At 49.6% G+C, this 24,460-nt stretch carries 19 protein-coding genes and 2 tRNA genes; 16 read left to right on the forward strand and 5 right to left on the reverse strand.

Translation table 11 applies throughout. From position 1 onward, the window contains the following. Positions 1-18: 18 nt before the first annotated feature. A complete protein-coding gene (locus PG862_RS06895; RefSeq protein WP_118467187.1) occupies positions 19-927 on the reverse strand; it encodes an AraC family transcriptional regulator in 909 nt (302 codons plus the stop codon). Positions 928-1,106: 179 nt separating this feature from the next. On the opposite strand from PG862_RS06895, the gene PG862_RS06900 reads away from it, so the two are divergent. The 4 genes from PG862_RS06900 (at position 1,107) to PG862_RS06915 (ending at position 5,754) form a co-directional block, all read left to right on the forward strand. Then, positions 1,107-3,494: a glycyl radical protein gene (locus PG862_RS06900; protein ID WP_107001103.1), complete on the forward strand. Its 2,388-nt coding sequence runs from the start codon at positions 1,107-1,109 to the stop codon at positions 3,492-3,494. A 117-nt stretch (positions 3,495-3,611) separates the two neighbouring features. After that, a complete protein-coding gene (locus PG862_RS06905) occupies positions 3,612-4,598 on the forward strand; it encodes a glycyl-radical enzyme activating protein (RefSeq protein WP_270706927.1) in 987 nt (328 codons plus the stop codon). Between the two features lie 211 nt (positions 4,599-4,809). Further along, positions 4,810-5,097 (forward strand): DUF2325 domain-containing protein, encoded by a 288-nt coding sequence (locus PG862_RS06910; RefSeq protein WP_022358490.1) that lies wholly within the window; start codon positions 4,810-4,812, stop codon positions 5,095-5,097. A 246-nt stretch (positions 5,098-5,343) separates the two neighbouring features. After that, positions 5,344-5,754, forward strand: coding sequence for a metal-dependent transcriptional regulator (locus tag PG862_RS06915; protein ID WP_118743142.1), 411 nt, complete (start codon positions 5,344-5,346; stop codon positions 5,752-5,754). Between the two features lie 238 nt (positions 5,755-5,992). Here PG862_RS06915 and PG862_RS06920 read toward each other — a convergent pair whose 3' ends face one another. The 3 genes from PG862_RS06920 to PG862_RS06930 form a co-directional block, all read right to left on the reverse strand. Beyond that, positions 5,993-6,622: a DUF4397 domain-containing protein gene (locus PG862_RS06920; RefSeq protein ID WP_270706929.1), complete on the reverse strand. Its 630-nt coding sequence runs from the start codon at positions 6,620-6,622 to the stop codon at positions 5,993-5,995. Positions 6,623-6,862: 240 nt separating this feature from the next. Further along, a tRNA-Glu gene (locus PG862_RS06925) sits at positions 6,863-6,934 on the reverse strand. Positions 6,935-6,952: 18 nt separating this feature from the next. Beyond that, positions 6,953-7,026, reverse strand: a tRNA-Pro gene (locus PG862_RS06930). Between the two features lie 317 nt (positions 7,027-7,343). Between PG862_RS06930 and PG862_RS06935 the strand changes: the two genes are divergently transcribed. Further along, positions 7,344-7,487: a hypothetical protein gene (locus tag PG862_RS06935; protein WP_022358601.1), complete on the forward strand. Its 144-nt coding sequence runs from the start codon at positions 7,344-7,346 to the stop codon at positions 7,485-7,487. Between the two features lie 225 nt (positions 7,488-7,712). Here PG862_RS06935 and PG862_RS06940 read toward each other — a convergent pair whose 3' ends face one another. Further along, positions 7,713-8,396 carry a 3D domain-containing protein gene (locus PG862_RS06940; protein WP_270706930.1) on the reverse strand — a complete coding sequence of 228 codons (684 nt, stop codon included), beginning with the start codon at positions 8,394-8,396 and terminating at the stop codon, positions 7,713-7,715. 470 nt (positions 8,397-8,866) lie between these two features. On the opposite strand from PG862_RS06940, the gene hrcA reads away from it, so the two are divergent. The 11 genes from hrcA to PG862_RS06995 all read left to right on the forward strand — a co-directional run bounded on the left by hrcA (position 8,867) and on the right by PG862_RS06995 (position 24,448). Beyond that, complete coding sequence (gene hrcA / locus PG862_RS06945) at positions 8,867-9,910, forward strand: heat-inducible transcriptional repressor HrcA (RefSeq protein WP_118471932.1); 1,044 nt, start codon at positions 8,867-8,869, stop codon at positions 9,908-9,910. 31 nt (positions 9,911-9,941) lie between these two features. Continuing rightward, a complete protein-coding gene (gene grpE / locus PG862_RS06950) occupies positions 9,942-10,553 on the forward strand; it encodes a nucleotide exchange factor GrpE (RefSeq protein WP_118471934.1) in 612 nt (203 codons plus the stop codon). Between the two features lie 144 nt (positions 10,554-10,697). Then, the gene (gene dnaK, locus PG862_RS06955) at positions 10,698-12,566 is read left to right on the forward strand and encodes a molecular chaperone DnaK (protein WP_022359496.1); all 1,869 of its coding nucleotides are present in this window, start codon (positions 10,698-10,700) and stop codon (positions 12,564-12,566) included. A gap of 385 nt (positions 12,567-12,951) precedes the next feature. Next, positions 12,952-14,106, forward strand: coding sequence for a molecular chaperone DnaJ (gene dnaJ, locus PG862_RS06960; protein ID WP_107001096.1), 1,155 nt, complete (start codon positions 12,952-12,954; stop codon positions 14,104-14,106). A gap of 459 nt (positions 14,107-14,565) precedes the next feature. Next, the gene (locus tag PG862_RS06965) at positions 14,566-16,674 is read left to right on the forward strand and encodes a L,D-transpeptidase family protein (RefSeq protein ID WP_118467198.1); all 2,109 of its coding nucleotides are present in this window, start codon (positions 14,566-14,568) and stop codon (positions 16,672-16,674) included. Between the two features lie 166 nt (positions 16,675-16,840). Further along, positions 16,841-17,107, forward strand: a complete 267-nt coding sequence (rpsO, locus tag PG862_RS06970; RefSeq protein WP_022358577.1) for a 30S ribosomal protein S15 — start codon at positions 16,841-16,843, stop codon at positions 17,105-17,107. 216 nt (positions 17,108-17,323) lie between these two features. Beyond that, positions 17,324-19,423, forward strand: coding sequence for a polyribonucleotide nucleotidyltransferase (locus PG862_RS06975; RefSeq protein WP_107001095.1), 2,100 nt, complete (start codon positions 17,324-17,326; stop codon positions 19,421-19,423). 165 nt (positions 19,424-19,588) lie between these two features. Beyond that, positions 19,589-20,260 (forward strand): ABC transporter ATP-binding protein, encoded by a 672-nt coding sequence (locus tag PG862_RS06980; RefSeq protein WP_118673342.1) that lies wholly within the window; start codon positions 19,589-19,591, stop codon positions 20,258-20,260. Positions 20,261-20,325: 65 nt separating this feature from the next. Further along, positions 20,326-22,131 (forward strand): zinc ribbon domain-containing protein, encoded by a 1,806-nt coding sequence (locus tag PG862_RS06985; protein ID WP_270706932.1) that lies wholly within the window; start codon positions 20,326-20,328, stop codon positions 22,129-22,131. Between the two features lie 10 nt (positions 22,132-22,141). Next, on the forward strand, positions 22,142-23,335 hold the full coding sequence (locus tag PG862_RS06990) for an ABC transporter permease (protein ID WP_270706933.1): 1,194 nt from the start codon (positions 22,142-22,144) through the stop codon (positions 23,333-23,335). 3 nt (positions 23,336-23,338) lie between these two features. Then, positions 23,339-24,448, forward strand: a complete 1,110-nt coding sequence (locus PG862_RS06995) for a hypothetical protein (protein WP_270706934.1) — start codon at positions 23,339-23,341, stop codon at positions 24,446-24,448. The last annotated feature ends 12 nt before the right edge of the window (positions 24,449-24,460 follow it).

The following is a 24,460-nucleotide window of genomic DNA, read 5'->3' on the forward strand; positions in this document are numbered from 1 at the left end:
AAGCCGACCGGTTTTCCATTAACTGCTTGGGATATCTGGTTTTGATAAGTGCTGTTTCCGGTACTGTGCCGGTGTGCAGCCAATGATCCGTTTGAATGTGGCGATGTAATTGCTGACCTGGTTGTATCCGACCAGTCCGGCAATCTGTGAGATGGGCAGATCGCGGTGAAGGAGGGAAACACTGGTCTGGATGCGGTAATTAGTTAAATATCCATAGGGAGTTGTGTGAAGAATATTTTGAAAAATCCGGCAGCATTCTCCGACGCTGATATTGGCTGATGCAGCCAGGTCTGAGAGCTGTAAATCATCTGCGTAATGTGCATAGATGAACAGGAGAATGGATTGCAGGCGCTGCTGGCGCAGGAGGTTAATAGAGGTAGAATTCCCACTGCTGTGAAAATTGGAAATCAGCAGATTCCACATCGAGGCAATCTTAATGCAGATAGAATATTCATTGCCTTTAACCTGATTGGAAAGAAATAAATCGGTTATTTTTTTGTGCAGTCCGATCAACTCTTTCTGCCATTCGGATTCCGGGTGAATAGAGAAAGCGGAGAATTTCCCGCCGGCGGTATAGGGCAGGACGTAGTCCTGATCCATGCGGCTTCCAGGAAAAAAGGCAAGAAGGCGGTAAGGAAAATTGAGGCTCGCATAGGAGCCGTCTTCCGACATCTGTGTGACGGCATGAATCAGGGAGGTGTTGACGAAAATCAGATCTCCAGCCTGTCCGGGCAGAGAAAGATTATCTGCCTGCATTGTCAATGTTCCGCTTAGTACGAGGGTAAACTGCAGCTCATCATGCCAGTGGAAGTCGCGCAGCCAGCGTCCCGGCGGCTGCATGGAATGAATATCAGAATAGTAGACATTGACCGGAAAATCTTGATCTTGATAGTGGTTGATTTCCTGTAACTGGGAAGTAGATTTCAAAGGATCCCTTCTTTCTATAAAAATTCAATATGTTAAGATTTTGGTATTTTTAGTTATTGATATTGTACCATTTCCACATAAGAATTGCTATACTTTTAAACGAAAAGAGATTTATATCAGGTGCTAAAAAAATAAATCCCACAGAATGGGAATGTGAGTAAAAAATAGGAGGAAATCAGATGGCAGCAATCGAAAGAAAACCATACATGGATCGGATTGACCGATTAAAACAGAGAGTATTAAAGACCAAGCCAGAGATGGATCTGGAAAATGCAATTATCCTGACAAAGGGCTTCCAGGAATCAGAGGGACAGCCGCTGTGCATCCGGAAAGCATATGCATTTAAGAAACAGTGCCTGGAGAAAACTGTAAAAATCTGGGGGGATGAGCTGATTGTCGGCAATGCCGGAAGCAAGCAGCGCGGCGGTATTTTAAGTGTCGATACCTGCTGGTCGGTTCTGGATGAGGAGCTGGATACCATCAGTACCCGTCCATATGACCCATTCTATCTGCGCCCAGAGGATCGGAAGGCATTTGAGGAGATCATCCGCCCGTACTGGAAGGGACGTTCCACGTATGAGCAGTGGCTGGTACAATGCCCAGATTTTGCGGCAACCTTACGTGACTGCGGCGCTCTTTACATCAACCGTAAATCGGTTCGTGGCTGGGGCGAGACGACTGCGGGTTATTCCAGAGTCATTAAAGAAGGCATGGAGGGAATCAAGGCGCATATCCATAAAGTGCTTGATACACTTGATATTACCCGTCCGGGTGACTATGAGAAGATTGAATACCTGAAAGCGATGGAGCTGGCAGCTGACGGTATCTCCGCATTGGGACACCGCTATGCGGCAGAGGCGAGAAAGCTGGCAGAGGCAGAGCCGGATGAGAAGCGCAGAAAAGAACTGTTACAGATTGCAGGGACCTGCGATCAGGTTCCGGAAAAACCGGCGCGTACCTTCCGCGAGGCGATTCAGTCGATGTATATTTACCAGACCTGTATTTTCATGGAGCAGAATGCAGCAAGCTACAACCCGGGACGTATGGATCAGTATCTTTACCCATTTTATAAGGCAGATATCGAGGCTGGCCGTTTGACAGAGGAAGAGGCGCAGGAACTTTTGGACTGCTTATGGGTTAAATTCTCTGAGCAGTGCCTGTTCCAGGATCAGGTAACTGCACAGTTTTCCGCCGGTTACCCAATGTTCCAGAACGTATGCTGCGGCGGTGTGGATGAGCGCGGCATGGACGCAGTCAATGACGTGTCGTACCTGATTCTGCAGGCAACCGCAGAAGTACAGTTATATCAGCCGTCCCTGTCTGTCCGCTACAATATGGCGAAGAATCCGAGCAGCTTCTTAAAGAAGATTGCAGAGGTTATCAAGCTTGGAACCGGTTTCCCGGCATTCCACAACGATGAAGTTGGTATCGAGATGCTCCTGAACAAGGGAATCCCGTTAAAAGAAGCATATAACTGGAATCCATGCGGCTGTGTAGAGACGAACCTGGAAGGAAAACAGAGATGCTACACCGCATATGCAGACTTCAACTTAGGTTCTGCGGTTGAATTTGCCCTGTTAAACGGCAAGAGCCGTAAATATGGCATTCAGGCATCTGAGGCGACCGGCGATCCGACTGCCTTTAATACCTACGAAGAGTTTGAAGAGGCAGTCAAAGAGCAGATCCGCTATGAACTTCGCGGAACCGTGGCTTCCAGCCATGTATGCGATGACATTGGCTTCCAGAGGGTCGTTCCGGCACTTTCCCTTTCTTTCTATGAGTGCGTAGAGAATGCGAAAGATTACGCATGGGGCGGTGCGAAATATAACCTTGGAAATGGTATTGATGCGATCGGCGTAGCAGACCTGATCAACAGCCTGATTGCAGTAAAGAAACTTGTATTTGATGAGAAAAAAGTAACGATGCAGCGTCTTCTGGATGCACTGGATGCAAACTTTGTGGGTTATGAGGATGTCAAGAAGATGTGTGATGAAGCTCCGAAGTACGGCAATGATGACGACGAAGTAAACGAGCTGACCGGTGATATGTTCTGTTTTATCGCGGACTATATTGAGTCGTTCCACAGCAAATTCGGCAAGATGACGCCAGGTATTCTTCCGGTATCTGGAAATACTCCGTTTGGTCTGGAGGTCGGTGCACTTCCGTCCGGACGTCTGGCTTGGAAACCGTTAGCAGACGGCGTATCTCCGAACCAGGGAACCGATACCGAGGGCATGGGCGCTGTATTGAAATCCATTTCCCACATTCCGCATGGCCGTTTCAATCAGGGAACCCTGCTGAATGTAAAGATGGATACGGTATTCCGCGACAGCCCGAACTCGACAAAAGAACTGATGAACTACCTGCGGAGTCTCTGCTCCCTGGGCGTATTCCACACACAGTTCAATGTCATCGATACGGAGACCTTAAAAGAAGCACAGAAGCATCCGGAGGATTACAACGGACTGCTGGTACGTGTAGCTGGTTATACAGCATATTTTACAGAGCTTGGAAAAGAAGTACAGGACGATATCATTTCCAGAACTTCACATTCCAATATCTGCTAGGAAAAAGAGTGAAATCTGCCGTGTTTCATAAAAAATACGGCAAATCAGCTACCGGGGATGTGCATCATGCGCGGTGGCGGGCAGCAGGCAAGGTGTACTTGACAGGAGGAACAGCGTATGGAATTAAAAGCAAATATTCTTCGGATTGAGCGGTTATCCCTCTCCGATGGGAAGGGAATGCGGACGGTTGTATTTTTTAAGGGCTGTCCCCTGCGCTGTGCCTGGTGTTCGACACCGGAGTCACAGTCGGGGCAGCGGGAAGTCTACTATATGAAAGAGCGCTGCACCGGATGCGGTGCCTGCATCCAGGTCTGTCCGGAACAGGCACTTCGCCGGAGCGAAAAAACGGGAGAGATCGTGAGGGATTACAGCCGCTGTAAACAGTGCTTTCAGTGTGTGGATGCCTGCAATTACCGGGCACAGCAGATCTATGGCAAGGAGATGACCGTAAAAGAGGTAATGCGCGAGATCCAGAAGGATGAGATGTTTTTCTTCTATTCTGGTGGTGGCGTGACACTTTCAGGAGGTGATCTGTTCTGTCAGACGGATTTTGCGGAAGCACTGCTGGAGGCCTGTGATGATGCCTGTATCAATGCGGCGGCAGAGTTAGATATGTTTACTTCGTTTGAAAATGTCAAACGGATCGTGCCGCATCTGCAGATGTTTTATGTGGATGTGAAAACCATGGATCCGGAAAAGCATAAGAAATGGACGGGGCAGGACAATGCCTGTATTCTGGAAAATATCCGCAAATCCGATGCGATCTGCGCGCCGCATTCGATTCATGTCCGTGTGCCGCTGGTAGAAGGAGTCAATGATGATGTGGAAAATATTCGGAAAACGGCGCAGTTATGCCAGGAACTTAAAAATTGTCAGGAATTGGAATTTCTGCCATATCATAGACTGGGGCTTCATGCATACCGGCAGCTGGGGAGAAAATATCAGTTAGAAGAACATACGTCGATGAGTCGTTGGGATGTGTATCAGAAAATGGAATGTCTGTGCGAAACGGATTGGACATTTGATATAGCGATATCGGGATTGGAGGTGTATAAAGCTGGAATAGGAAAAACGGGAGTAACAGAGGAGGTGTTAAAAGCGTAAAATACGATAAAAATTAGTATTGGATAAAAATGGATAATGGGAAAATGCGTACCGTGTAAGATAAGGTTGGTTGGTGAAAAATAGTCTTGCACGGTACGTTTATTTCTATGAATTTTCTATGAATTTCAATTTTCCTCTGGACAAACAAGATGAGTTAGTGTATACTAACTTCATCAGCAGTTAGACAGAGCTAACTTTCGGAGGATAAAATATGAGTGTTGTAATTGTAGGTGGTCATGACCGCATGGTCAGCCAGTACGTGAAAATCTGCAAATCATTTAACTGTAAGGCAAAGGTATTTACACAGATGACGGCGGATTTCGGCAAACAGATCGGAGCGCCGGATCTGCTTGTACTCTTTACAAGCACCGTTTCCCATAAAATGATTCGGACGGCGGTTGATGGTGCAAAGGGAAGCCGGACAGAAGTTGTCCGCTGCCACACCAGCAGCAAAACCGCGTTGGAAGAAATTTTGCAGGAACACTGTGCAGCTTGCTAAGTATTAGATGAAAAATATGAAAAAACAGATTGTATAGTATAGGGGCATCCGCCGGGGAACTGTTCACGGGTAGGCACTTTTGGAACCGATATATTGTTCAATATGGTTTGAAATATTCTTCCAAGTATGGTATTCTAATATATAATATTATGGTAACTGGTCGGAAGCTTGGGCAGATGATTCTGCGGGAGACGGGGAGGCACGAAGCCAGACCGGTTATGTGTTAGAAGTTTGGAGGGAATCACTTTGAAAATACAGCAGTCAGCAGAGGATTATCTGGAAACGATTCTTATGTTAAGCTATCGCAAGCCGATGATCCGTTCGATCGATGTAGTCAATGAGCTGGGGTATTCAAAACCAAGTGTCAGCGTTGCGATGAAGAATCTCCGCGAAAATGGTTATATTTCGATGGATCATGAGGGATATATCACTCTGGAGCCGTCGGGGCGGAAGATCGCGGAGATGATTTATGAGCGTCATACATTGCTGACAAAGCTTTTGGTAGCGTTGGATGTGCCGAGAGAGGTGGCAGTGGAAGATGCCTGCCGCATTGAACATGTGATCAGCCCGCAGAGTTTTGAGGCAATCAAAGAATTTGCAGCCGCGCATCTGGCAAAGATCGAGGAAGCAAACCGGACAGATGAGCCGGAAAAATAGATGGCTGTTTAAGGTTCGGACAGTTATATTCTCATCATAAATTTATAATTGCAGAGGACACGGAAGAGAGACCGCACGCGTGAACGTGGCGGTCTCTTTTTTCATAGGAAATTGCGTCCTAGGAAATTGCGTCCTATGAAACAAAAAACGCTCCGCGAGGATGTGTACTCGCGCGAAGAAGCTTTTCTGTAACTGTTCAGTAGGTCTGCGCATTTACACTTTTCTCAAATAAAAGCGATCAGGCGTTGAGCATCTGCACCGAAAAATCATTAAAAGTACCCAGAACCGCCAGCGTGTAGCTGTAACCGCTGCGAAGCCGGATATTCGTGTTGACGATGGCGAAGCCCGGATTGCTCCGGCGGTAGACGGTCAGCTGGTAGATGCCGGGGATGATGTGCATGTAGCGCGTATAATTCATGTAATCCAGATCGGATACGACCAGACGTCCGTTCAGGTATATATCGATCGGTTCGCGGATGGAGGCGGCATTGTAAAAACGCAGGTGCGCGATCTCTGATGAGGTGGAAAAGAACGGCGAGAGAATGCCCCAGGTCCAGAGCGCGCCATTTGGAGATGGCTTCCAGTTGGAACCGCCGCAGTTTATGCAGCCACCGGTGTTCGGGCTGCCATGATTATTGGACGGCAGGGTGGGCATCACATCCCCGTATGGTCCGAAGCCCGGAGATACCTGAAGATCATTGGATGAGCTGTCCGGATATGTTAAGATAACAGGAGGCTGAGAACTAAATCCAGACTGTGCCGTATCACTGGTTCCAGCTGCTGCCGCATCCGTCTCCGGTGCCGCCGCCGGAGTCGTGTCAGCATCCCCCTCAGGCACTGCTGCTGCATCGTAGTTGTATGTTTCCATAAAAAGATACCTCTTTTCATATTGGCTATATTGCAGTATATGAAGAAGAAAAAAGGAGAGTTACTATTTGCAGGCAGGAATTTTCTGGACTGAAAATCCTGTTCGATACTGTAGAAAAGTGTATTTTGCCGATCTGGAATGCGGAGCATCGGCAAAATTCAGTTATAGTTTACATGATTTGGTGAAAGGTCAAGAATGAAGAAAATAAAAAAGAGACTCGAATCTCGAATCTCTTTCCAGTGACCTGTCCGGGAATCGAACCCGGGTTTACGCCGTGAGAGGGCGTCGTCTTGACCGCTTGACCAACAGGCCATATTTAATTTTATTCAATCGAGGCGACGTGATTCGAACACGCGACCTCTGCGTCCCGAACGCAGCGCTCTACCAAACTGAGCCACGCCTCGATATGATTTTCTCGCTTTTGAAGCGGTGCTCATCAGCGACTCCTATATACTATCACGCCTTCAAAAAAAATGCAAGCGTTTTTTTGAAAAAAATTGAAAAAGTTTTAAAAAATTGAAAAAACCCTTTAAAATCAATATTTTCACGCTTTTAACTTATATTTCGAAATTATTATGAATAACGTAAGAAAGCGAAAGGATGATTAAAGTCTTGCTAAGGATGCGCCGAAACTCTTTTCATTTTGGATAAAAAGAATAAAATGGGGAACAAAGCATAGTGAGCTTGCATTGAAAAATGAATGAGTCAGGAGGAATTAAGTATGAACATCATCGCAGCCATCTTATTTGGAATATATGGAGTGATCGGAGGCGTGAGTACCGTCGTATGTACCGTAAGCATTCCGGGTATCATTATTTGGAAAATTTACCGGAAAACGAAATATCATAAGGCGCTGACGGATTAAGTAAAATAAGGGTAACTGTTCAGTAGGTCTGTGCATTTACTGCGCTGACCGTACGAAAACATGGGCTAGCAGGCAAAAATCCCATTGCCGTAGGCAATTTTTAATGGATTTTTGCGCGTGACTGTGAAGGTACTGAACAGTTACAAATAAGAATTATAAAAAAAGGGTCTTGCAGGTAAAAGATTTTCTATCTGCAAGACCCTTTTTTGCTTAAAATTAATGTAATTATCGGACAATATAGACATCGGCGCTTCTCTTTCCATACTGCAGTGCCTGACTGTGGGAATTGAAGAAGATGTCCAGTTTGTTTCCGCGGATGCCGCTGCCGCTGTCCTCAACGGTATAGACAACGCCGTTGATGCGGAGTTTAGTTCCGAGTGGGAATACGCGCAAGTCGGCGGAAATGGTATGTCCTGCCTGTGGAATGGTGCCGGATTTAGTGCGGTTCTTTCCGCCACGGCAGCATCTGCGGCAGCTGCAGTAAGCAGTTGTCGTAAATCGTCCGGCGTAGATTTCAGCAGGTGCCTCTGCTTCCTGTGCCTCGGCAGCAGCATTTGTGTCAGTATTTTCAGTCGTTGCAGCTTCGTCAGCGTTCTCTGCCTCCACTTGTGCAGACTCATTTGAAAATGCAGCGACTTCTGCCTCGGAAGAGTTCGTATCAGCTGCTTCTTCCGCAGCAGCGTTTGTCTGCTTTCTAATCAGCTCCGGATCGGAAGCCGGACCAGATGGTGTCTGGGCTGCTTCGGTGGAAGTGCCGTTTGTTTCTTCACCGGCTGCCGCATCTATTTGGGAGACAAGCTCGGTTCCGGCATCTGTGGCTGCCAGTGTATTCATGGTGCCTGCCATGAGACAGACCAGGCTCATTGCCGTTGTGGCAAGTCCGCGCCGCATGGTGTTCATCATATTCATCAAATAAAAACCTCTCATTTCAATTTAGATTCATTTGTCTCACCGCAACGATTGTGTATCTCACAAATATTGCAATGCGTTTACAAATGTTATAATTTGTTACTATTATATTACAAAAATGTTAAATGTCAAGCCGGAGAGCCGGAAATAGGGCTCTGGGAGCGGTCGGAGGTTCGACAAGCCGAAAGCTTGTTCGGACGCAAACAGGAAAGCGGGTGAGTGAGTTTCTACCTATAGAAAGTGTGAAAATCAGCGTGCCTAAAAACAGGGTATGCAGAATGAAAAATTTTATTCGAAAAAAGAAGAAAAAAATTTTTTTAAAAACCGAAAAAAATCATTGACAAATACTTGCGTAAGTAATATAGTATGAACTGTAGATATTAGCACTCTGATAGATTGAGTGCTAACAGAAAACTTCCAGAGCGGGTTTAAGAGACCGGCGGAAGCGGATGCACGGAAGGAGAGATTGGATGGAACTGGATGAGAGAAAAGAAAAGATTTTGAAAGCGATTATCCAGAACTATCTGGAGACCGGAGAGCCGGTTGGTTCCAGAACGATCTCCAAGTATTCCGATTTGAAACTCAGTTCGGCGACGATTCGAAATGAGATGTCGGATCTGGAAGAACTGGGATATATCATTCAGCCGCACACATCGGCAGGCCGGATTCCTTCGGATAAAGGATATCGTTTCTATGTAGATCAGTTGATTCATGAGAAAGAGACGGAGGTCACGCAGGTGCGTGATATGGTCATCCAGAGAGTGGATCGGGTGGAGCTTCTGTTAAAGCAGATGGCAAAGCTTTTGGCAAGCAATACGAATTATGCGACGCTGATCAGCGGACCGCAGTATCACCAGACGAAGATCAAGTTTATACAGCTTTCCAGAGTGGAAACCGGGAAACTCCTGATTGTCACTGTTTTAGAAGGCAACATTATCAAGAACTCGATTGTGACACTTGATGCGGAACTGACCGATGAGGACATCCTGAATCTGAATATTCTTTTAAATAGCGGTCTCAACGGATTGACGATGGAGCAGATTAATCTGGATGTCATTACCCGGATGAAAGGGCAGGCAGGTGAGCGCAGCCACATCGTGGATGTGGTACTAAGCGAGGTGGCCGAGGCGATTCGTTCCGGCGAGGAAGATTTACAGATTTACACAGAAGGTACGACGAACATTTTCAAATATCCGGAACTGAGCGATGGTGCGAAAGCCAGCCAGCTCATCGGGACACTGGAGCAGAAAGACCTCTGGAGAGAGATTCTTACCGAGGACGATGCGGACAGCGATAAGAAAAATGAGATTCAGGTCTACATCGGAAGTGAGACACAGGTGCAGTCGATGAAGGACTGCAGTATCGTTACTGCCAATTATGAATTGGGGGACGGACTTCGGGGAACGATAGGAATCGTTGGACCGAAACGAATGGATTATGACAAAGTTGTATCGACCCTGCGCTCATTAAAGAGCCAGCTCGATCAGACATTCAATCATAAAGATACCGAGTAGCACGGATGTGCAAAATAAAGAGGTGAGAGACATGGCAAAGACAGAGATAGATTCCAAAGCAGCCGAGGCAGCAAATGAGGAGCAGGTAAAAGAAACAGAAACCCAGGCAGAAGCTGAGGCAGTGAAGGAAAAGGAAGCTTCTTCGGAAGACGCACAAGCGCCGGAGGGAGAAAAAGAGAAAAAAGGATTTTTCTCCAAAAAGAAGGATAAGAAAGATGAGCAGATCGAGGAGCTGACGGATCGCCTGAAGCGCACGATGGCTGAATTTGACAATTTCCGAAAACGAACGGAGAAAGAAAAATCAGCGATGTATGAGATTGGCGCAAAGGACATCATCGAGAAGATTCTCCCGGTGGTGGACAATTTCGAGCGTGGTCTGGCGACCATCCCGGAGGGCGAAGAAAAAAGTGCTTTCGCCGAGGGCATGGATAAGGTTTACAAGCAGCTCGTAAAAACACTGGGTGATGCAGGTGTAAAGCCAATCGAAGCGGTTGGTCAGCCATTTGATCCGAACTTCCACAATGCAGTGATGCATATTGAGGATGAAAACCTGGGTGAGAATGTGGTAGCCGAGGAGTTCCAGAAAGGCTATGTATACCGCGACAGCGTGGTTCGCCACAGCATGGTAAAAGTGGCAAATTAAAATAGGTAACACGTAAACAGCTGGCACCCAGAATTCGGTGCTGGTGGTTGATTTGATATAATATAGACAGACAGGCGGCAGAATTTAACTCCCATGGGGAGAAAGAGAACTGCCAGAAAAAGATAATTTCAGGAGGAAATAACTATGAGCAAGATTATCGGTATTGACTTAGGTACAACAAACAGTTGTGTAGCCGTTATGGAAGGTGGTAAACCGGTTGTTATCGCAAATACAGAAGGTATCCGTACCACACCGTCCGTTGTGGCATTTACAAAGACAGGCGAGAGACTGGTCGGCGAGCCGGCAAAGCGTCAGGCAGTTACCAACGCTGAGAAGACCATTTCTTCTATCAAGAGACACATGGGCAGCGACTACAAAGTAACCATTGATGACAAGAAATATACGCCGCAGGAGATTTCCGCGATGATTCTGCAGAAGCTGAAAGCAGATGCAGAGAGCTACTTGGGCGAGAAGGTAAACGAGGCAGTTATTACTGTTCCGGCTTACTTCAACGACGCACAGCGTCAGGCAACCAAGGATGCAGGTAAGATCGCTGGTCTGGATGTAAAGAGAATTATCAACGAGCCGACGGCAGCAGCGCTTGCGTATGGCCTTGATAATGAGAAAGAGCAGAAGATCATGGTATATGACTTAGGTGGCGGTACATTCGATGTTTCCATCATCGAGATCGGTGACGGCGTTATCGAGGTTCTGGCAACCAACGGCGATACACATCTGGGCGGCGATGATTTCGATAACCGTATTACCCAGTGGATGATCGACGAGTTCAAGAAAGCAGAGGGTGTAGACCTTTCCGCTGATAAGATGGCGCTTCAGAGACTGAAAGAAGCAGCTGAGAAAGCGAAAAAAGAGCTTTCTTCCGCAACTACAACCAATATCAACCTTCCGTTCATCACTGCAACCAGCGAGGGACCGAAGCATCTGGATATGAACCTGACCAGAGCTAAATTTGATGAACTGACCAGAGACTTAATCGAGAGAACCGCAATTCCGGTACAGAACGCACTGAAAGATGCTGGTATCACTGCTTCTGAGTTAAGCAAAGTACTTCTGGTAGGTGGTTCCACACGTATGCTGGCAGCACAGGAAGAAGTAAAACGTCTGACTGGTAAAGAGCCGAGCAAATCCTTAAACCCGGATGAGTGCGTAGCAATCGGTGCAGCTATCCAGGGTGGTAAGCTGGCTGGCGATGCCGGTGCCGGTGATATCCTTCTTCTGGATGTAACTCCGCTGTCCCTGTCCATCGAGACTATGGGTGGTGTAGCAACCAGACTGATTGAGAGAAATACCACAATCCCGACCAAGAAGAGCCAGATCTTCTCTACCGCAGCTGATAACCAGACCGCTGTTGATATCCACGTTGTACAGGGCGAGAGACAGTTCGCAAAGGACAACAAGACACTGGGAACCTTCCGTCTGGATGGCATTCTTCCGGCAAGAAGAGGTGTTCCGCAGATTGAGGTTACCTTCGATATTGATGCAAACGGTATCGTAAATGTATCTGCAAAAGACCTTGGTACAGGTAAAGAGCAGCACATCACGATTACCTCTGGTTCCAATATGTCCGATTCCGATATCGACAAGGCAGTCAAAGAGGCAGCTGAGTACGAGGCACAGGATAAGAAGAGAAAAGAGGGCATCGATGCAAGAAATGAAGCTGACTCCATGGTATTCCAGACCGAGAAGGCTCTGCAGGATGTAGGCGATAAGATCGATGCAAACGATAAAGCAGCCGTAGAAGCTGACTTAAATGCACTGAAAGAAGCTATCAACAAAGCTCCGATCGACCAGATGACCGATGCACAGATTGATGAAATCAAGGCTGGCAAGGAGAAACTGATGAACAGTGCACAGGCACTCTTCAGCAAGGTTTACGAGCAGGCACAGGCAGCTGGCGCAGCAGGAGCACAGGGCGGTGCTCAGGGTGCAGCTGATGCAGGAAGTGCACCGCACGACGATAATGTAGTTGACGGCGACTTTAAAGAGGTATAATATAATAGGCAGCCATTTTTCAAAGAAAAATGAGCGGATTACGAATGCTTTTGAGGATTGCGGGAGCAGGTAGTGCGGAGCAATCCGGGGCATCGGGGTATCAATAGAAAAACGCAGTGAGGGGCTGTCGCAGGAATCTGCGGCAGACCCCCATTTGTAGGTTTTGGGGTAACTGTTCAGTAGGTCTGCGCATTTACTGCGCTGACCGTACGAAAACATGGGCCAGCAGGCAAAAATCCCATTGCCGTAGGCAATTTTTAATGGATTTTTGCGCGTGACTGTGAAGGTACTGAACAGTTACGTTGTGGGAAGATAAATAGATACGATAGAAACTCTGCCGGATGCGGTCAAATGTACCGGCGGATTTTGGGAAGGAAGAGCTGAAATGGCAGAGAGTAAGAGAGATTACTATGAGGTCTTAGGCGTCCCGAAGGATGCGGACGATGCGACACTCAAAAAAGCATACAGAACCCTGGCCAAAAAGTATCATCCGGATGCAAATCCGGGCGATCAGGCGGCAGCCGATAAATTTAAGGAAGCATCGGAGGCGTACAGCGTACTGAGTGATCCGGAGAAGAGACGTCAGTATGATCAGTTCGGTCATGCGGCTTTTGACGGCGGTGCAGGCGGCGCTGGCGGATTCGGTGGTTTTGATTTCAACGGCGGCGATATGGGAGACATTTTCGGAGATATCTTCGGAGATATTTTTGGCGGCGGACGCAGCCGCGGCGGCAGAAGCAACGGACCGATGCGCGGCGCAGATGTGCGTACCAGTGTGCGGATTACTTTTGAAGAAGCGATCTTCGGCTGTGAAAAAGAGCTGGAGTTAAACTTAAAGGAAACCTGTGAGAAATGTCATGGAACGGGTGCAAAACCGGGAACCCAGCCGCAGACCTGTCCGAAATGTAACGGTAAAGGCAAGATCATGTACACGCAGCAGTCGTTCTTTGGTCAGATTCAGAATGTACAGACCTGTCCGGATTGTAACGGAACCGGAAAGATCATCAAGGATAAATGCCCGGATTGCTACGGAACCGGCTATGTAGCGAAGAGAAAGAAGATCAAAGTGACGATCCCGGCAGGTATCGACAACGGTCAGATGCTGCGTGACCGCGGCAATGGCGAACCGGGTACCAACGGCGGTCCGCGCGGAGATCTGCTGGTAGAAGTAGTGGTATCCCAGCACCCGATCTTCAAGCGTCAGGATACAACGATCTACTCAACCGTGCCGATCTCCTTCGTGAAAGCAGCACTCGGTGGTCCGATCCGCATCAAGACGGTGGACGGCGAGGTAGAGTATGAGGTCAAACCGGGAACCCAGACAGATACGAGAGTCCGTCTGAAAGGAAAAGGTGTTCCGTCCCTGCGTAACCGCAACGTGCGCGGCGACCATTTCGTGACGCTGGTGGTACAGGTTCCGGAGCGCATGACCGAGGCACAGAAGGAAGCGCTTCGCAAGTTTGACGATGCCATGAACGGAATTGCACCGGAGGGCGAGAAACATAAGAAGAAAGGACTGTTCGGAAAGCTGGAGAAATAGAATACGGACAGGACAAAAATAGAAAAGAGCTGTCGGGCTGACATAAAAATGCGGCGCGGCAGCTCTTTGTTTCTGTTTCATAGAAAATTACGTCCCATTACGCGTTCTGTAACAGAATATAGTTACTGTTCACGCATACGTGACCAGTAACGGAATTTGCCGTGGCTTCGCATTTAAATACGGCAAATTCCTGCTGCCACCACGTTTTCTTACGGCACTTTCGGTTCCAAAAGTGCCTACCCGTGAACAGAAACGTAACAGAATATACCAGAAAATGACAGAGTTTTGTAAGTTGACTTCCGTTTAAAACTTATATACAATAGGACGATGGAGGACCAGCAACACAGATAGCATGGATTTTTGTCAGAAAAATATGCCAAATGATAAAACCATTACTTGAATGGCAGGTCCTTCCGGGAATAGGAACCCGTATTGGATTTTTAAAGGGAGAATAGGAAGATGACAGATAGAAACGGGAATTTGAATAAAAATTCACGTTCCGGCAGCCGCGAAGATGGGCGGGAGCCGGTGAGACGAAATACGGCGATGAACAGCCGGGAGATTATGCTGGAAGATGAAGATTATCTGGATGAGCCGGATGAGGGCTATTTGGATGATGATTATTTCGACCGGGATATGGAAGAACGGATCCTAAGGGAAGCAGAGCTGGACATGGAAAACATACACCAGCCAGAGCGTCAGGATCAGAACCGGTGGGAAGAGCCGGAACGCCTGCCGGAGAAAGAGCCGGAGGAGACAGCCAGTCGAAAGCGCAGCCGCGCCCGTGGAAATCAGAGCGCGGGTACAGGGCGGGAGGCAGCCCATGCGGCGCCGCAGCGGGGACAGGATTCCGGAAAGACGGCATCCTGGACGGAAGCCACCCCGGAAAAGGCAGCTCTGAAAGCTGAGCATAGAAAAAACGGTAAAAAGGCGGCGTGGATCGCTGCCTGTACGGCGGGCATTCTGCTCGTGGCAGCCGGAGGCGTCTATGTGGGAATGTCCCAGAAATATAAGACCCGTTTCTTTCCGAATACGCAGATCAACGGTGTTGACGCGTCCGGAAAGACAGCGGCAGAGGTGCAGGAACTGATTGCGGAAGGTGTGAATGGTTATACACTGACGATCGATGAGAGAAATAATCAGACAGAAACCATCGCCGGAACCGATATCAAACTGCATGCGGAGTTTGACGGCAGCCTGGAAAAGATGGTAGCGGCGCAGAACCCGTTCGCATGGCTGTGGCATATGAAACAGGAAGAATATACGATCGGAACCATGGTGGCGTATGACGATGCGGCGCTGGAAAGCCAGATCCGGAATTTATCGTGTTTAGACCCGGAGAAAGCGGTAGAACCGGTCAATGCAAAGATTTCTGAGTATGTGTCCGGACAGGGATATTCGATTGAGCCCGAACAGGAAGGAACGGCAGTCGAGGCGGAGAAGCTGACACAGGCGGTAACGGGTGCGATCGAGAATCTGCAGGATCATTTATCGCTGGAGGAAGCAGATGTCTATAAGAAGCCGACGGTATTGAAAGACGATGCATCTCTGGCAGAACAGCTGGATAAGATGAATAAATACGCGAAAATGAGCGTGACATACCAGTTTGGCGATTCGACGGAGACCTTAAATGGAGATCAGATTCATGCGTGGCTGATTGCCAATGCAGACGGAAGTGTTTCGGTAGATTCCTCCAAGGTGTCGGAGTACGTGTCTGAGATGGCGAAAGCACACAATACTTCAAACAAAGCGAAAACATTGAAAACATCGTATGGTTCCACGATTCAGGTAAGCGGCGGAACCTATGGCTGGAAGATCAACCAGGCGGCAGAGACGGAAGCGCTGGCAGCGATAATTGCCTCCGGCGAGAGTACGACGCGTGAGCCGGAGTATTCCCAGAAGGCGGCGAGCCATGGGGCAAATGACTACGGCGATACTTACGTGGAGATCAACCTGACCGGACAGCACCTTTTCTTCTATAAAGAAGGAAAGCTGGTGGTAGAGTCGGATTTCGTATCTGGAAACCTGGCGAAAGGCTGGGGAACCCCGGCAGGCTCGTATCCGCTGGCATATAAGCAGAAAAATGCGGTCCTGAAGGGTGAAAATTACCGGACGCCGGTTAATTACTGGATGCCGTTCAATAATGGTATCGGTATGCATGATGCGAAGTGGAGAAGCAGTTTTGGCGGTACGATTTACAAGACGGGCGGTTCCCACGGCTGTATCAACCTGCCGCCGAGTGTTGCAAAGACGATCTTTGACAATATTTCGGCAGGAACTCCGGTGATCTGCTACAATCTGCCTGGTACGGAGAAGAGTACGACGAGCGGTACGGCAAAACCGGCGGAGACGAAGCCGGCAGAGACGCAGGCGCCAGCAGAAACAGCAGCTCCGCCAGAGACGCAGGCGCCAGCACCGGCAGAAACACAGGCACCGGGTCCGGCACCGACCACAGCGCCGACGCAGGCGGAGACGAAAGCGCCGGAGACTGCGGCACCGACCCAGGCAGGACCGGGAGGTCCTTCGGGGGATAATGGTGGAAATATTGCAGTGGGACCAGGAGCATAGGAAGAAACGGGAATAAAATCGAGAAAAAACCTGCATAAAATGATTTACACCGAAAACATATTGTGTTATACTAACTAGGTATAAGTCCGCCGGTGCTCAGTTTTTTGACGACTCCGACATAAACTTAGCATACGGTAAGAATAATTATTTTAAGGAGGAAATCACAATGATTTCAAAGGAAAAGAAAGCAGCTATTATCGAACAGTACGGAAGAAAAGCAGGCGATACAGGTTCACCGGAGGTTCAGATCGCAATTCTGACCGCTAGAATCGCTGAGCTTACAGAGCATTTAAAATCCAATCAGAAGGATCATCATTCCCGCCGCGGACTTCTGAAGATGGTAGGACAGAGACGTGGTCTTCTGGATTACTTAAAGAAATCCGATCTGGAAGGATACCGTGCACTGATCGAGAAGTTAGGCATCAGAAAGTAATTAAGATTAAAACGTATAGGGTGGAGCAATCCACCCTAGTTGTTTATGTAGAAGAAAAGTCCGAGACCGCTGCTGTACCCGTAAAGCAGAAAAACATATTTGCGGGCAGAGCAGTAGTTTCGGTATTACTTTTCACAGAAAGGCACTTTTGGAACCGAAAGCGGCGTATGAGAATGTGAAGGTTCTTCTGCAAAACAAGATGAAAGGAGATATGAGATGTACAAGAGTTTTTCGATGGAACTGGCTGGCAGAACTTTAACAGTGGATGTTGGCCGTGTAGCAGCTCAGGCAAATGGTGCTGCATTTATGCATTATGGAGATACAACCGTATTATCAACCGCGACAGCTTCTGACAAGCCGCGTGACGGTATTGATTTCTTCCCGTTAAGCGTTGAGTTTGAGGAGAAGATGTATTCGGTCGGAAAGATTCCGGGCGGATTTAACAAGAGAGAGGGAAAGGCATCTGAGAACGCAGTTCTGACGGCACGTGTTATCGACCGTCCGATGCGTCCGCTGTTCCCGAAGGATTACCGCAACGATGTTACCTTAAATAACCTCGTATTATCCGTTGACCAGGACTGCAGCCCGGAGTATACCGCGATGTTAGGTTCTGCAATCGCAACCTGCATTTCCGATATCCCGTTTGATGGTCCGTGTGCGACCACCCAGATCGGCATGATCGACGGCGAGTTTATCGTAAACCCGACTAACGCACAGAAGAAAGTATCTGATATGGCTCTGACCGTTGCTTCCACCCGCGAGAAGGTTATCATGATCGAGGCTGGCGCAAAGGAAGTTCCGGAGAACATCATGATCGATGCGATCTTCAAGGCACACGAAGTAAACCAGGAGATCATCAAATTCATCGACACCATCGTAGCAGAGTGCGGCAAGCCGAAACATTCCTACGAGAGCTGTGCAGTTCCGGAAGAGCTGTTTGCAGCGATTCGTGAGCTGGTTCCGCAGGAAGAGATGGAAGAGGCTGTATTTACAGACGAGAAACAGAAGAGAGAAGAGAATATCCGCGCAATCACCGAGCGCCTGGAAGAGGCATTCGCTGATAACGAGGAGTGGCTGGCTGTTCTGGGTGAGGCTGTATATCAGTACCAGAAGAAGACTGTCCGCAAGATGATCCTCAAAGATCACAAGCGTCCGGATGGCCGCGGTATTACCGAGATCCGTCCGCTGGCAGCAGAGATCGACATTCTGCCGCGTGTACACGGTTCCGGTATGTTCACCCGTGGACAGACACAGATTTTAAATATCTGTACACTGGCTCCGCTGTCCGAGGCACAGAAGATCGACGGACTGGATGAGAACGAGACATCCAAGAGATATATGCACCATTACAACTTCCCGTCCTACTCCGTAGGCGAAACCAAACCGTCCAGAGGACCGGGACGCCGTGAGATCGGTCATGGTGCGTTGGCGGAGCGTGCGCTTGTGCCGGTACTTCCGACTGCGGAAGAGTTCCCGTATGCAATCCGTACCGTATCTGAGACGATGGAATCCAATGGTTCTACCTCCCAGGCAAGTATCTGTGCATCCACTCTGTCCCTGATGGCAGCAGGTGTACCGATCAAAGCTCCGGTAGCTGGTATTTCCTGCGGTCTGGTAACAGGCGACACCGATGATGATTACATCGTTCTGACCGATATCCAGGGTCTGGAAGACTTCTTCGGCGATATGGACTTCAAGGTAGGCGGCACTCACAAGGGTATTACTTCCATCCAGATGGATATCAAGATCCACGGTCTGACCCGCCCGATCATCGAGGAGGCAATCGCTAAGACGAGAGAGGCAAGACTCTACATTCTGGATGAAGTTATGGCTCCGGTTATCTCCGAGCCGAGAAAGACCGTCAGCCAGTATGCTCCGAAGATCGTTCAGATCTCCATCGATCCGCAGAAGATCGGCGATGTAGTCGGCAAACAGGGCAAGGTAATCAACAAGATCATCGAGCAGACCGGCGTTAAGATCGATATCGAGGACGATGGCAGCGTATCTGTATGCGGCACCGATCAGGCAATGATCGACAAGGCAGTTTCCATCATCAAGGGCATCGTGACCGACATCGAGCCGGGTCAGATTCTGACAGGTACCGTTGTCCGTATCATGAATTTTGGTGCATTCGTAGAGCTGGCTCCGAACAAGGATGGTATGGTTCATATTTCCAAGCTTTCGGACAAGCGCGTAGCGAAGGTAGAGGATGTTGTCAACATCGGCGATGAAGTTACTGTAAAGGTAATCGAGGTCGATAAGATGGGGCGTATCAACCTGAGCATGAAACCAGGCGATCTGGCTGAAAATAAATAATAAATAGATTGCAAATGCACACGATGTGCTGCAATCATCCATCATAAAATCAATGTGCCTGCATCACTGCGGCGCAGACCAGATAAAGTAAGGAATGCTGCAAGGCAGAGAAGCGGTTCGCTTCTGCTTTGCGGTGTTCCTTTTTACTTTACAAAGAGGAAAAATATGTTAGAGGTAACAGGGATAGAAAAACGGTACCGCGGAAGGACGATCCTAAAAAATGTCTCTTTTCGGGCAAATCCAGGGGCATGCATCGGGATTGTCGGCGGAAATGGATGCGGCAAGACAACGCTGCTCTCGATCCTCGCGGGGATCCGCAAGCCGGATCGGGGGAGTATTCGGATTGACGGGCAGGAGGCGCTTGGAAGACATCGTCTATTAGAAGAAAAAATCGCCTATGTGCCTCAGGAAAACCCATTGATCCCGGAGCTGACGGCATTTGATAATTACCGTCTCTGGTTCCGGGGAAAACGGCGGGAGATGGAGCGGGATCTGGAATGTGGCGTCGGTCGTGTGCTGGGCGTGGACCGATTCTTGAAAACGCAGGCGGGACGGCTTTCAGGCGGAGAGAAAAAGAGGCTGAGCATCGCGGCAGCACTCTCCGGGCGCGAGGATATCCTGATTCTCGATGAACCGGGGGCAGCGCTTGACCTGGAGGCAAAGGAGCAGATCCTGACTTATATCAGGAGCTATGTGAAAGCAGGGGGGACAGTTCTTTTAACATCCCATGAGATGGGAGAGATAGGGGCGTGTACAACCCTTTATGTATTAAAGGACGGTGTGCTGGTTCCGACGGAGGCAGGGCTTTCGGCGCGGGAGCTGATACAGAGGTTTTAAGGTTACTGGGCACGTATGCGTGAACAGTAACGTTTTAAGAGTGAGAAAACAGGAGGAGGTACAAGGTGAAAGAGGGAAACAACACAAACAACACAAACAATGCAAACAATACAAACATGTCAAACAATTCAACCCCACTAAACCCGGCAGAGGCAGCGGCGCAGGCGCTTACGGCCGCATCTAACACAGCGGATGGAACCGGTGCAGGCGGAACAGCTGGCGCTGAAATCGGTGGAAATGCTGCAGGTGGCAGAACGGGCGGAAATGGTTCCAGCAGGAAGAAATGGCTCATTCCAGCCGGAGCAGCCGCAGCGGTGGCCGTGATCGGCGGCGGTGTGATGCTCAGCCATCAGGCAGATCCGAAGGACACAGTGATCGATGCGTTCAAGAGCATCACGGCGGAAGGGCAGTTAAATCCGTCTGAGGAGATCTTTGGGACGAAAGAGCTGGAAGACCTTTTACAGAAGGGATCCGCGCAGACGGGGATGGAGTTAAGTATGACAGGTATTTCCGATGAATCCCTGAACCAGATGAGCGGTGCGGGCATCGGTCTGGATGTGAAGCGCGATGTGGACAGCGGACGGCAGCTGCTAAATCTTTCCTTGCAGTATGGCGGAGGAGAATTGGCGGACGCACAGCTTTACATGGATGATACACAGATCATGGCGGCGATTCCGGTACTTTCCAGCCGTATGTTTACCCTTGACTATGCCAATGATCTGGAAGGACAGCTCATTAATTCTCCGTATGCGGCGCAGAAGCTCGAAGAGCAGGGGATTGATATTGAGGGGCTGGCAAATTATCTGGGACAGTACAAGGAAGCGCTTTCGGACGAGGAGCCGATGCTGGATCTGAAAGCACTCTGGAACCGCTACAAAGAGGGAAGCAAGGCGATTGATGACCTCAAAGCGGCTATGACCGTCACTAAGAATGACAAAAAAGAGTTTACGATCGACGGACAGAGCGAGAACTGCCGCGGTTACCATGTGACTCTGCCGAAGGATGCGCTGATCAGCTTTGCAAAGACGACGAGAGAATTTTTCCTGAACGATGAGACGCTCAAGCAGGATGTGGTGCGCTATCTGGAACTGGCAGGCGGCGCAAGCGGCATCTATGCAGCGGACGGGGACGGAGAGAGCGTGGATCCGGAGGAACAGCAGAAGGAACTCTGGGCCCAGGCGGAAGCGGTGCTGGACAATCTGGTAGAGGAAATGGAAAATACCATCGGGGATGTGACGATGGATGTCTATGTGAGAAAAGACGGCAAAATGGCTGGATTTTCCTATGAGACGAATGCAACGGTTGAGGAAGAAAATGTCCGTTTTTACGGCGATGTTTCCTTTGGCGGCGGTTACAACATGCTGTCGAATGTGAATGGGGCGTTAAATATTGAGGATTCGGACGGTCAGATTATCACGGTTTCCCTGGATAAAACAGGCGCTTACGAGGCTGGAAAGAGCTGGAGTGGTCAGGTAATTGCGACCCTGCAAGGCGACGAAGAAAAATACCAGTTTATTCTGGATGGCGACTATCAGATCGCGGACGGCAGCTATGAGGTAAAGCTGGATCTGCAGAGTAACGGTGCGTCTCAGGCGTCGCTCACGACGAATGGCGCGGTCAGCGACCTTTCAAAGGGCGAGAGCGTCCATATCGATATGGATTCCCTGCGTCTGGAAACTACATTGTTAAATGGAAGCAGTTCTTATGTTGAATTTGCCGGTTCCTATTATGTCAACCCGCTGGAGGATGAGATCATGCAGCCGGACGGCGTTCCATTTGATGTGCTGGCTTCCTCCGAGGAGGATTATAACCAGGTCACAACGGAGATAACAGGCAACCTGTTCGCAATTCTCCTGAAAGTCATGTCATAGGCGGCGAAAAATGCGAACATATATGATGTATCTGCTGCTGACCGGAAAGCGCCTGCTCCGCCAGCTGCCGTATTTTCTGGCAGGGCTGGCGGTGATGGTGCTGCTCGTCGGCATGGCGGCATTTTCGGCGTCTAAGGTTTTATATGGGGAAACATCTTTAAAGAAAATCGAGGTGGGCGTGGTGCTTCCGGAGGACGATGCGCTTTCGGAAAAGATAACCAAAATGATTGCCTCACTGGACAGCGTGGAAAGTCTCTGCGACTTTTCATATCTGGAACACGATGAAGCGTTCCAAAAGATGAAAAGCGGGGAGCTTCAGGCGGTTTTCGAGGTGCCGTCCGGCATGGCGCGCGGCATTTTGGACGGTACGAACCAGCCCGCCATGATCTGGTTTCCGGATGAGAGCGGGCTGGAAGGCACCGTTTTCAGGGAGCTGGCGGAGTCGGGCAGTTCGATGCTTGGCACTTCGCAGGCGGCGATCTACGCGGCAAATGAATGTTTAAATATCCAGGGAGTGCCGGAACAGATTTCGGTGTCTGAACAGGATTTGAACCGTATCTTTTTAAAATATGCGATGAACCGGGAGGCACTTTTCCGGAAGAAAACGGTCAGCGCTGCAGGGAATGTATCGACGGCGGTCTTTTATGGAATTTCGGGGATTGTATTTCTGATGATTCTTACCGGAATCCCGGCAGCGCCGTTTCTGGCTCCCCAGACGGAGGCGCTGGAACAGGGGCTTCGGCGCATCGGGATCCGGCGGTGGTATCCGCTTTTCTGCAAATGCTTGTGCATGACGCTTCTTCTGATGGCAGTCACGGCGGGCGGCTATGGCTGGGCGGTGCAGAAGGGATATGCGCTGGCGGGGCGGGAAGAACTGGCGGCGTGGGGGCTGACCTGCACGGCAGTTTCGGCGTGGATTCTGCTGTTTTATGAGGTGTGCAGAAGTTCGGCAGCGGCGATTTTGACGTTGTTTGCGGTCAATGTGGTATTTCTCTTTCTGGCGGGCGGCATCATCCCGTCCGTCTTTCTGCCGGAACTGGTTCAGAAAGTCGGAAATATGACGGTGACGGCTCTCTGGATGGATGGAATCCGCTTTATCGCTTCGGGCGAGGAGACAGGGGCGGTTTCGGTGCTGTGGAAACTGGCAGCGGCTGCATTGGCATGCTTTGCACTGGCGCTTGCCGCCGGAAAAAGGAGGGATTGACGGATGCGGAAGCTGGCGTGGTGGTTCTGTATGTTTGGAATGACGCTGCGGCGGGCTCTTTACCGCCCGGTGTTCCTCCTGTTTCTTCTGATCTTTCCATTGGGAATGGGCGTGCTCCATCAGGTGGAAAAACGGGATTCCGGGCGGATCGCGGTGGCGCTCTGTCCGGGAACGGATGCGTGGAATCAGGCGCTTGCAGAAAGACTGGAATCGGAAGAGAGCAGTTCATTTTTCTTTTATCCGTGCGGGACGGAGGAAGAGGCAAAGAAGGAGGTTATGACCGGACGGGCGGAGTGCGCCTACCTGTTTCCAGAGAGATTAAAAGAACGGCTGGACGAGGGGCATTATACCCGTGCGGTCCGCGTGCTGGTGTCGCCGTCCACAGTGGCAGAGAAAATTATATCAGAAAAGATATTTTCTGAACTGTTCGAGGTGTACGGGCGGGAACTGCTGGCGGACTATGGGAAAAATGGAGCGGCATTCCAGACGGTGATGGCGCGCTGCCAGACGACGGAGGCGCGGGAAAAGGCGTGCGGCGTGCTGATGGAACTCTATGAAAAATACCGCAGCAACGGAAGCACCTTTACCTTTGATTATCAGACTTTACAGGGAGGAACGGCACTGCAGACAGGGGCGATGAAGGTGGTCTTTCCGGTGCGCGGGCTGACGGCGGTATTCCTTTTTATCATGGGGCTGGCGGCAGCTGTCATGGCGGGCGAGGATGCAGAGCGCGGGCTTTATGCGGCGGTCCGGAGCCGGGAGCGGTGGTTGCTGCAGACGGCGGAGATCGCGGCGTTTGTATTTTTAGCATCCATTTCGGCCTATGCGGCGCTTCTGGCGTCGGGAAATGGGGCAGAGCCGCTTTTAGAGGCGGGAAAGCTGCTTTTTTATCTCTTCTTCGTGACCATGTATGCCTTTGGATGCCTGGCAGTCTGCCGGAAGCCGGGATTTCTGGCGGCGCTGATTCCGGTGTTTATCCTTGCGAGCCTCCTGCTCTGCCCGATCTTTTTTGACGCTTCAGTCTTTTTGCCGGGAGCCGCGGGTATGCGAAAGCTGCTGCCGCCGTGGTGGTATCTGAGCGGCATTTTCGGTTCCAAAAGTGCCTACCCGTGAATAATTACTTTT

The organism is Clostridium fessum (genome assembly GCF_027698965.1).
GTDB classification, from domain to species: Bacteria; Bacillota; Clostridia; order Lachnospirales; family Lachnospiraceae; genus Otoolea; species Otoolea fessa.

Excerpts from the sequence above, each read along its gene's own strand:
- PG862_RS06975 (WP_107001095.1), top strand. The coding sequence starts at position 17,324 with ATGTACAAGAGTTTTTCGATGGAACTGGCTGGCAGAACTTTAACAGTG.
- PG862_RS06980 (WP_118673342.1), top strand. The coding sequence starts at position 19,589 with ATGTTAGAGGTAACAGGGATAGAAAAACGGTACCGCGGAAGGACGATC.
- PG862_RS06965 (WP_118467198.1), top strand. The coding sequence starts at position 14,566 with ATGACAGATAGAAACGGGAATTTGAATAAAAATTCACGTTCCGGCAGC.
- rpsO (WP_022358577.1), top strand. The coding sequence starts at position 16,841 with ATGATTTCAAAGGAAAAGAAAGCAGCTATTATCGAACAGTACGGAAGA.
- PG862_RS06935 (WP_022358601.1), top strand. The coding sequence starts at position 7,344 with ATGAACATCATCGCAGCCATCTTATTTGGAATATATGGAGTGATCGGA.
- PG862_RS06995 (WP_270706934.1), top strand. The coding sequence starts at position 23,339 with ATGCGGAAGCTGGCGTGGTGGTTCTGTATGTTTGGAATGACGCTGCGG.
- PG862_RS06910 (WP_022358490.1), top strand. The coding sequence starts at position 4,810 with ATGAGTGTTGTAATTGTAGGTGGTCATGACCGCATGGTCAGCCAGTAC.
- PG862_RS06940 (WP_270706930.1), bottom strand. The coding sequence starts at position 8,396 with ATGAATATGATGAACACCATGCGGCGCGGACTTGCCACAACGGCAATG.
- dnaJ (WP_107001096.1), top strand. The coding sequence starts at position 12,952 with ATGGCAGAGAGTAAGAGAGATTACTATGAGGTCTTAGGCGTCCCGAAG.
- hrcA (WP_118471932.1), top strand. The coding sequence starts at position 8,867 with ATGGAACTGGATGAGAGAAAAGAAAAGATTTTGAAAGCGATTATCCAG.
- PG862_RS06905 (WP_270706927.1), top strand. The coding sequence starts at position 3,612 with ATGGAATTAAAAGCAAATATTCTTCGGATTGAGCGGTTATCCCTCTCC.
- PG862_RS06990 (WP_270706933.1), top strand. The coding sequence starts at position 22,142 with ATGCGAACATATATGATGTATCTGCTGCTGACCGGAAAGCGCCTGCTC.
- PG862_RS06900 (WP_107001103.1), top strand. The coding sequence starts at position 1,107 with ATGGCAGCAATCGAAAGAAAACCATACATGGATCGGATTGACCGATTA.
- grpE (WP_118471934.1), top strand. The coding sequence starts at position 9,942 with ATGGCAAAGACAGAGATAGATTCCAAAGCAGCCGAGGCAGCAAATGAG.
- dnaK (WP_022359496.1), top strand. The coding sequence starts at position 10,698 with ATGAGCAAGATTATCGGTATTGACTTAGGTACAACAAACAGTTGTGTA.
- PG862_RS06920 (WP_270706929.1), bottom strand. The coding sequence starts at position 6,622 with ATGGAAACATACAACTACGATGCAGCAGCAGTGCCTGAGGGGGATGCT.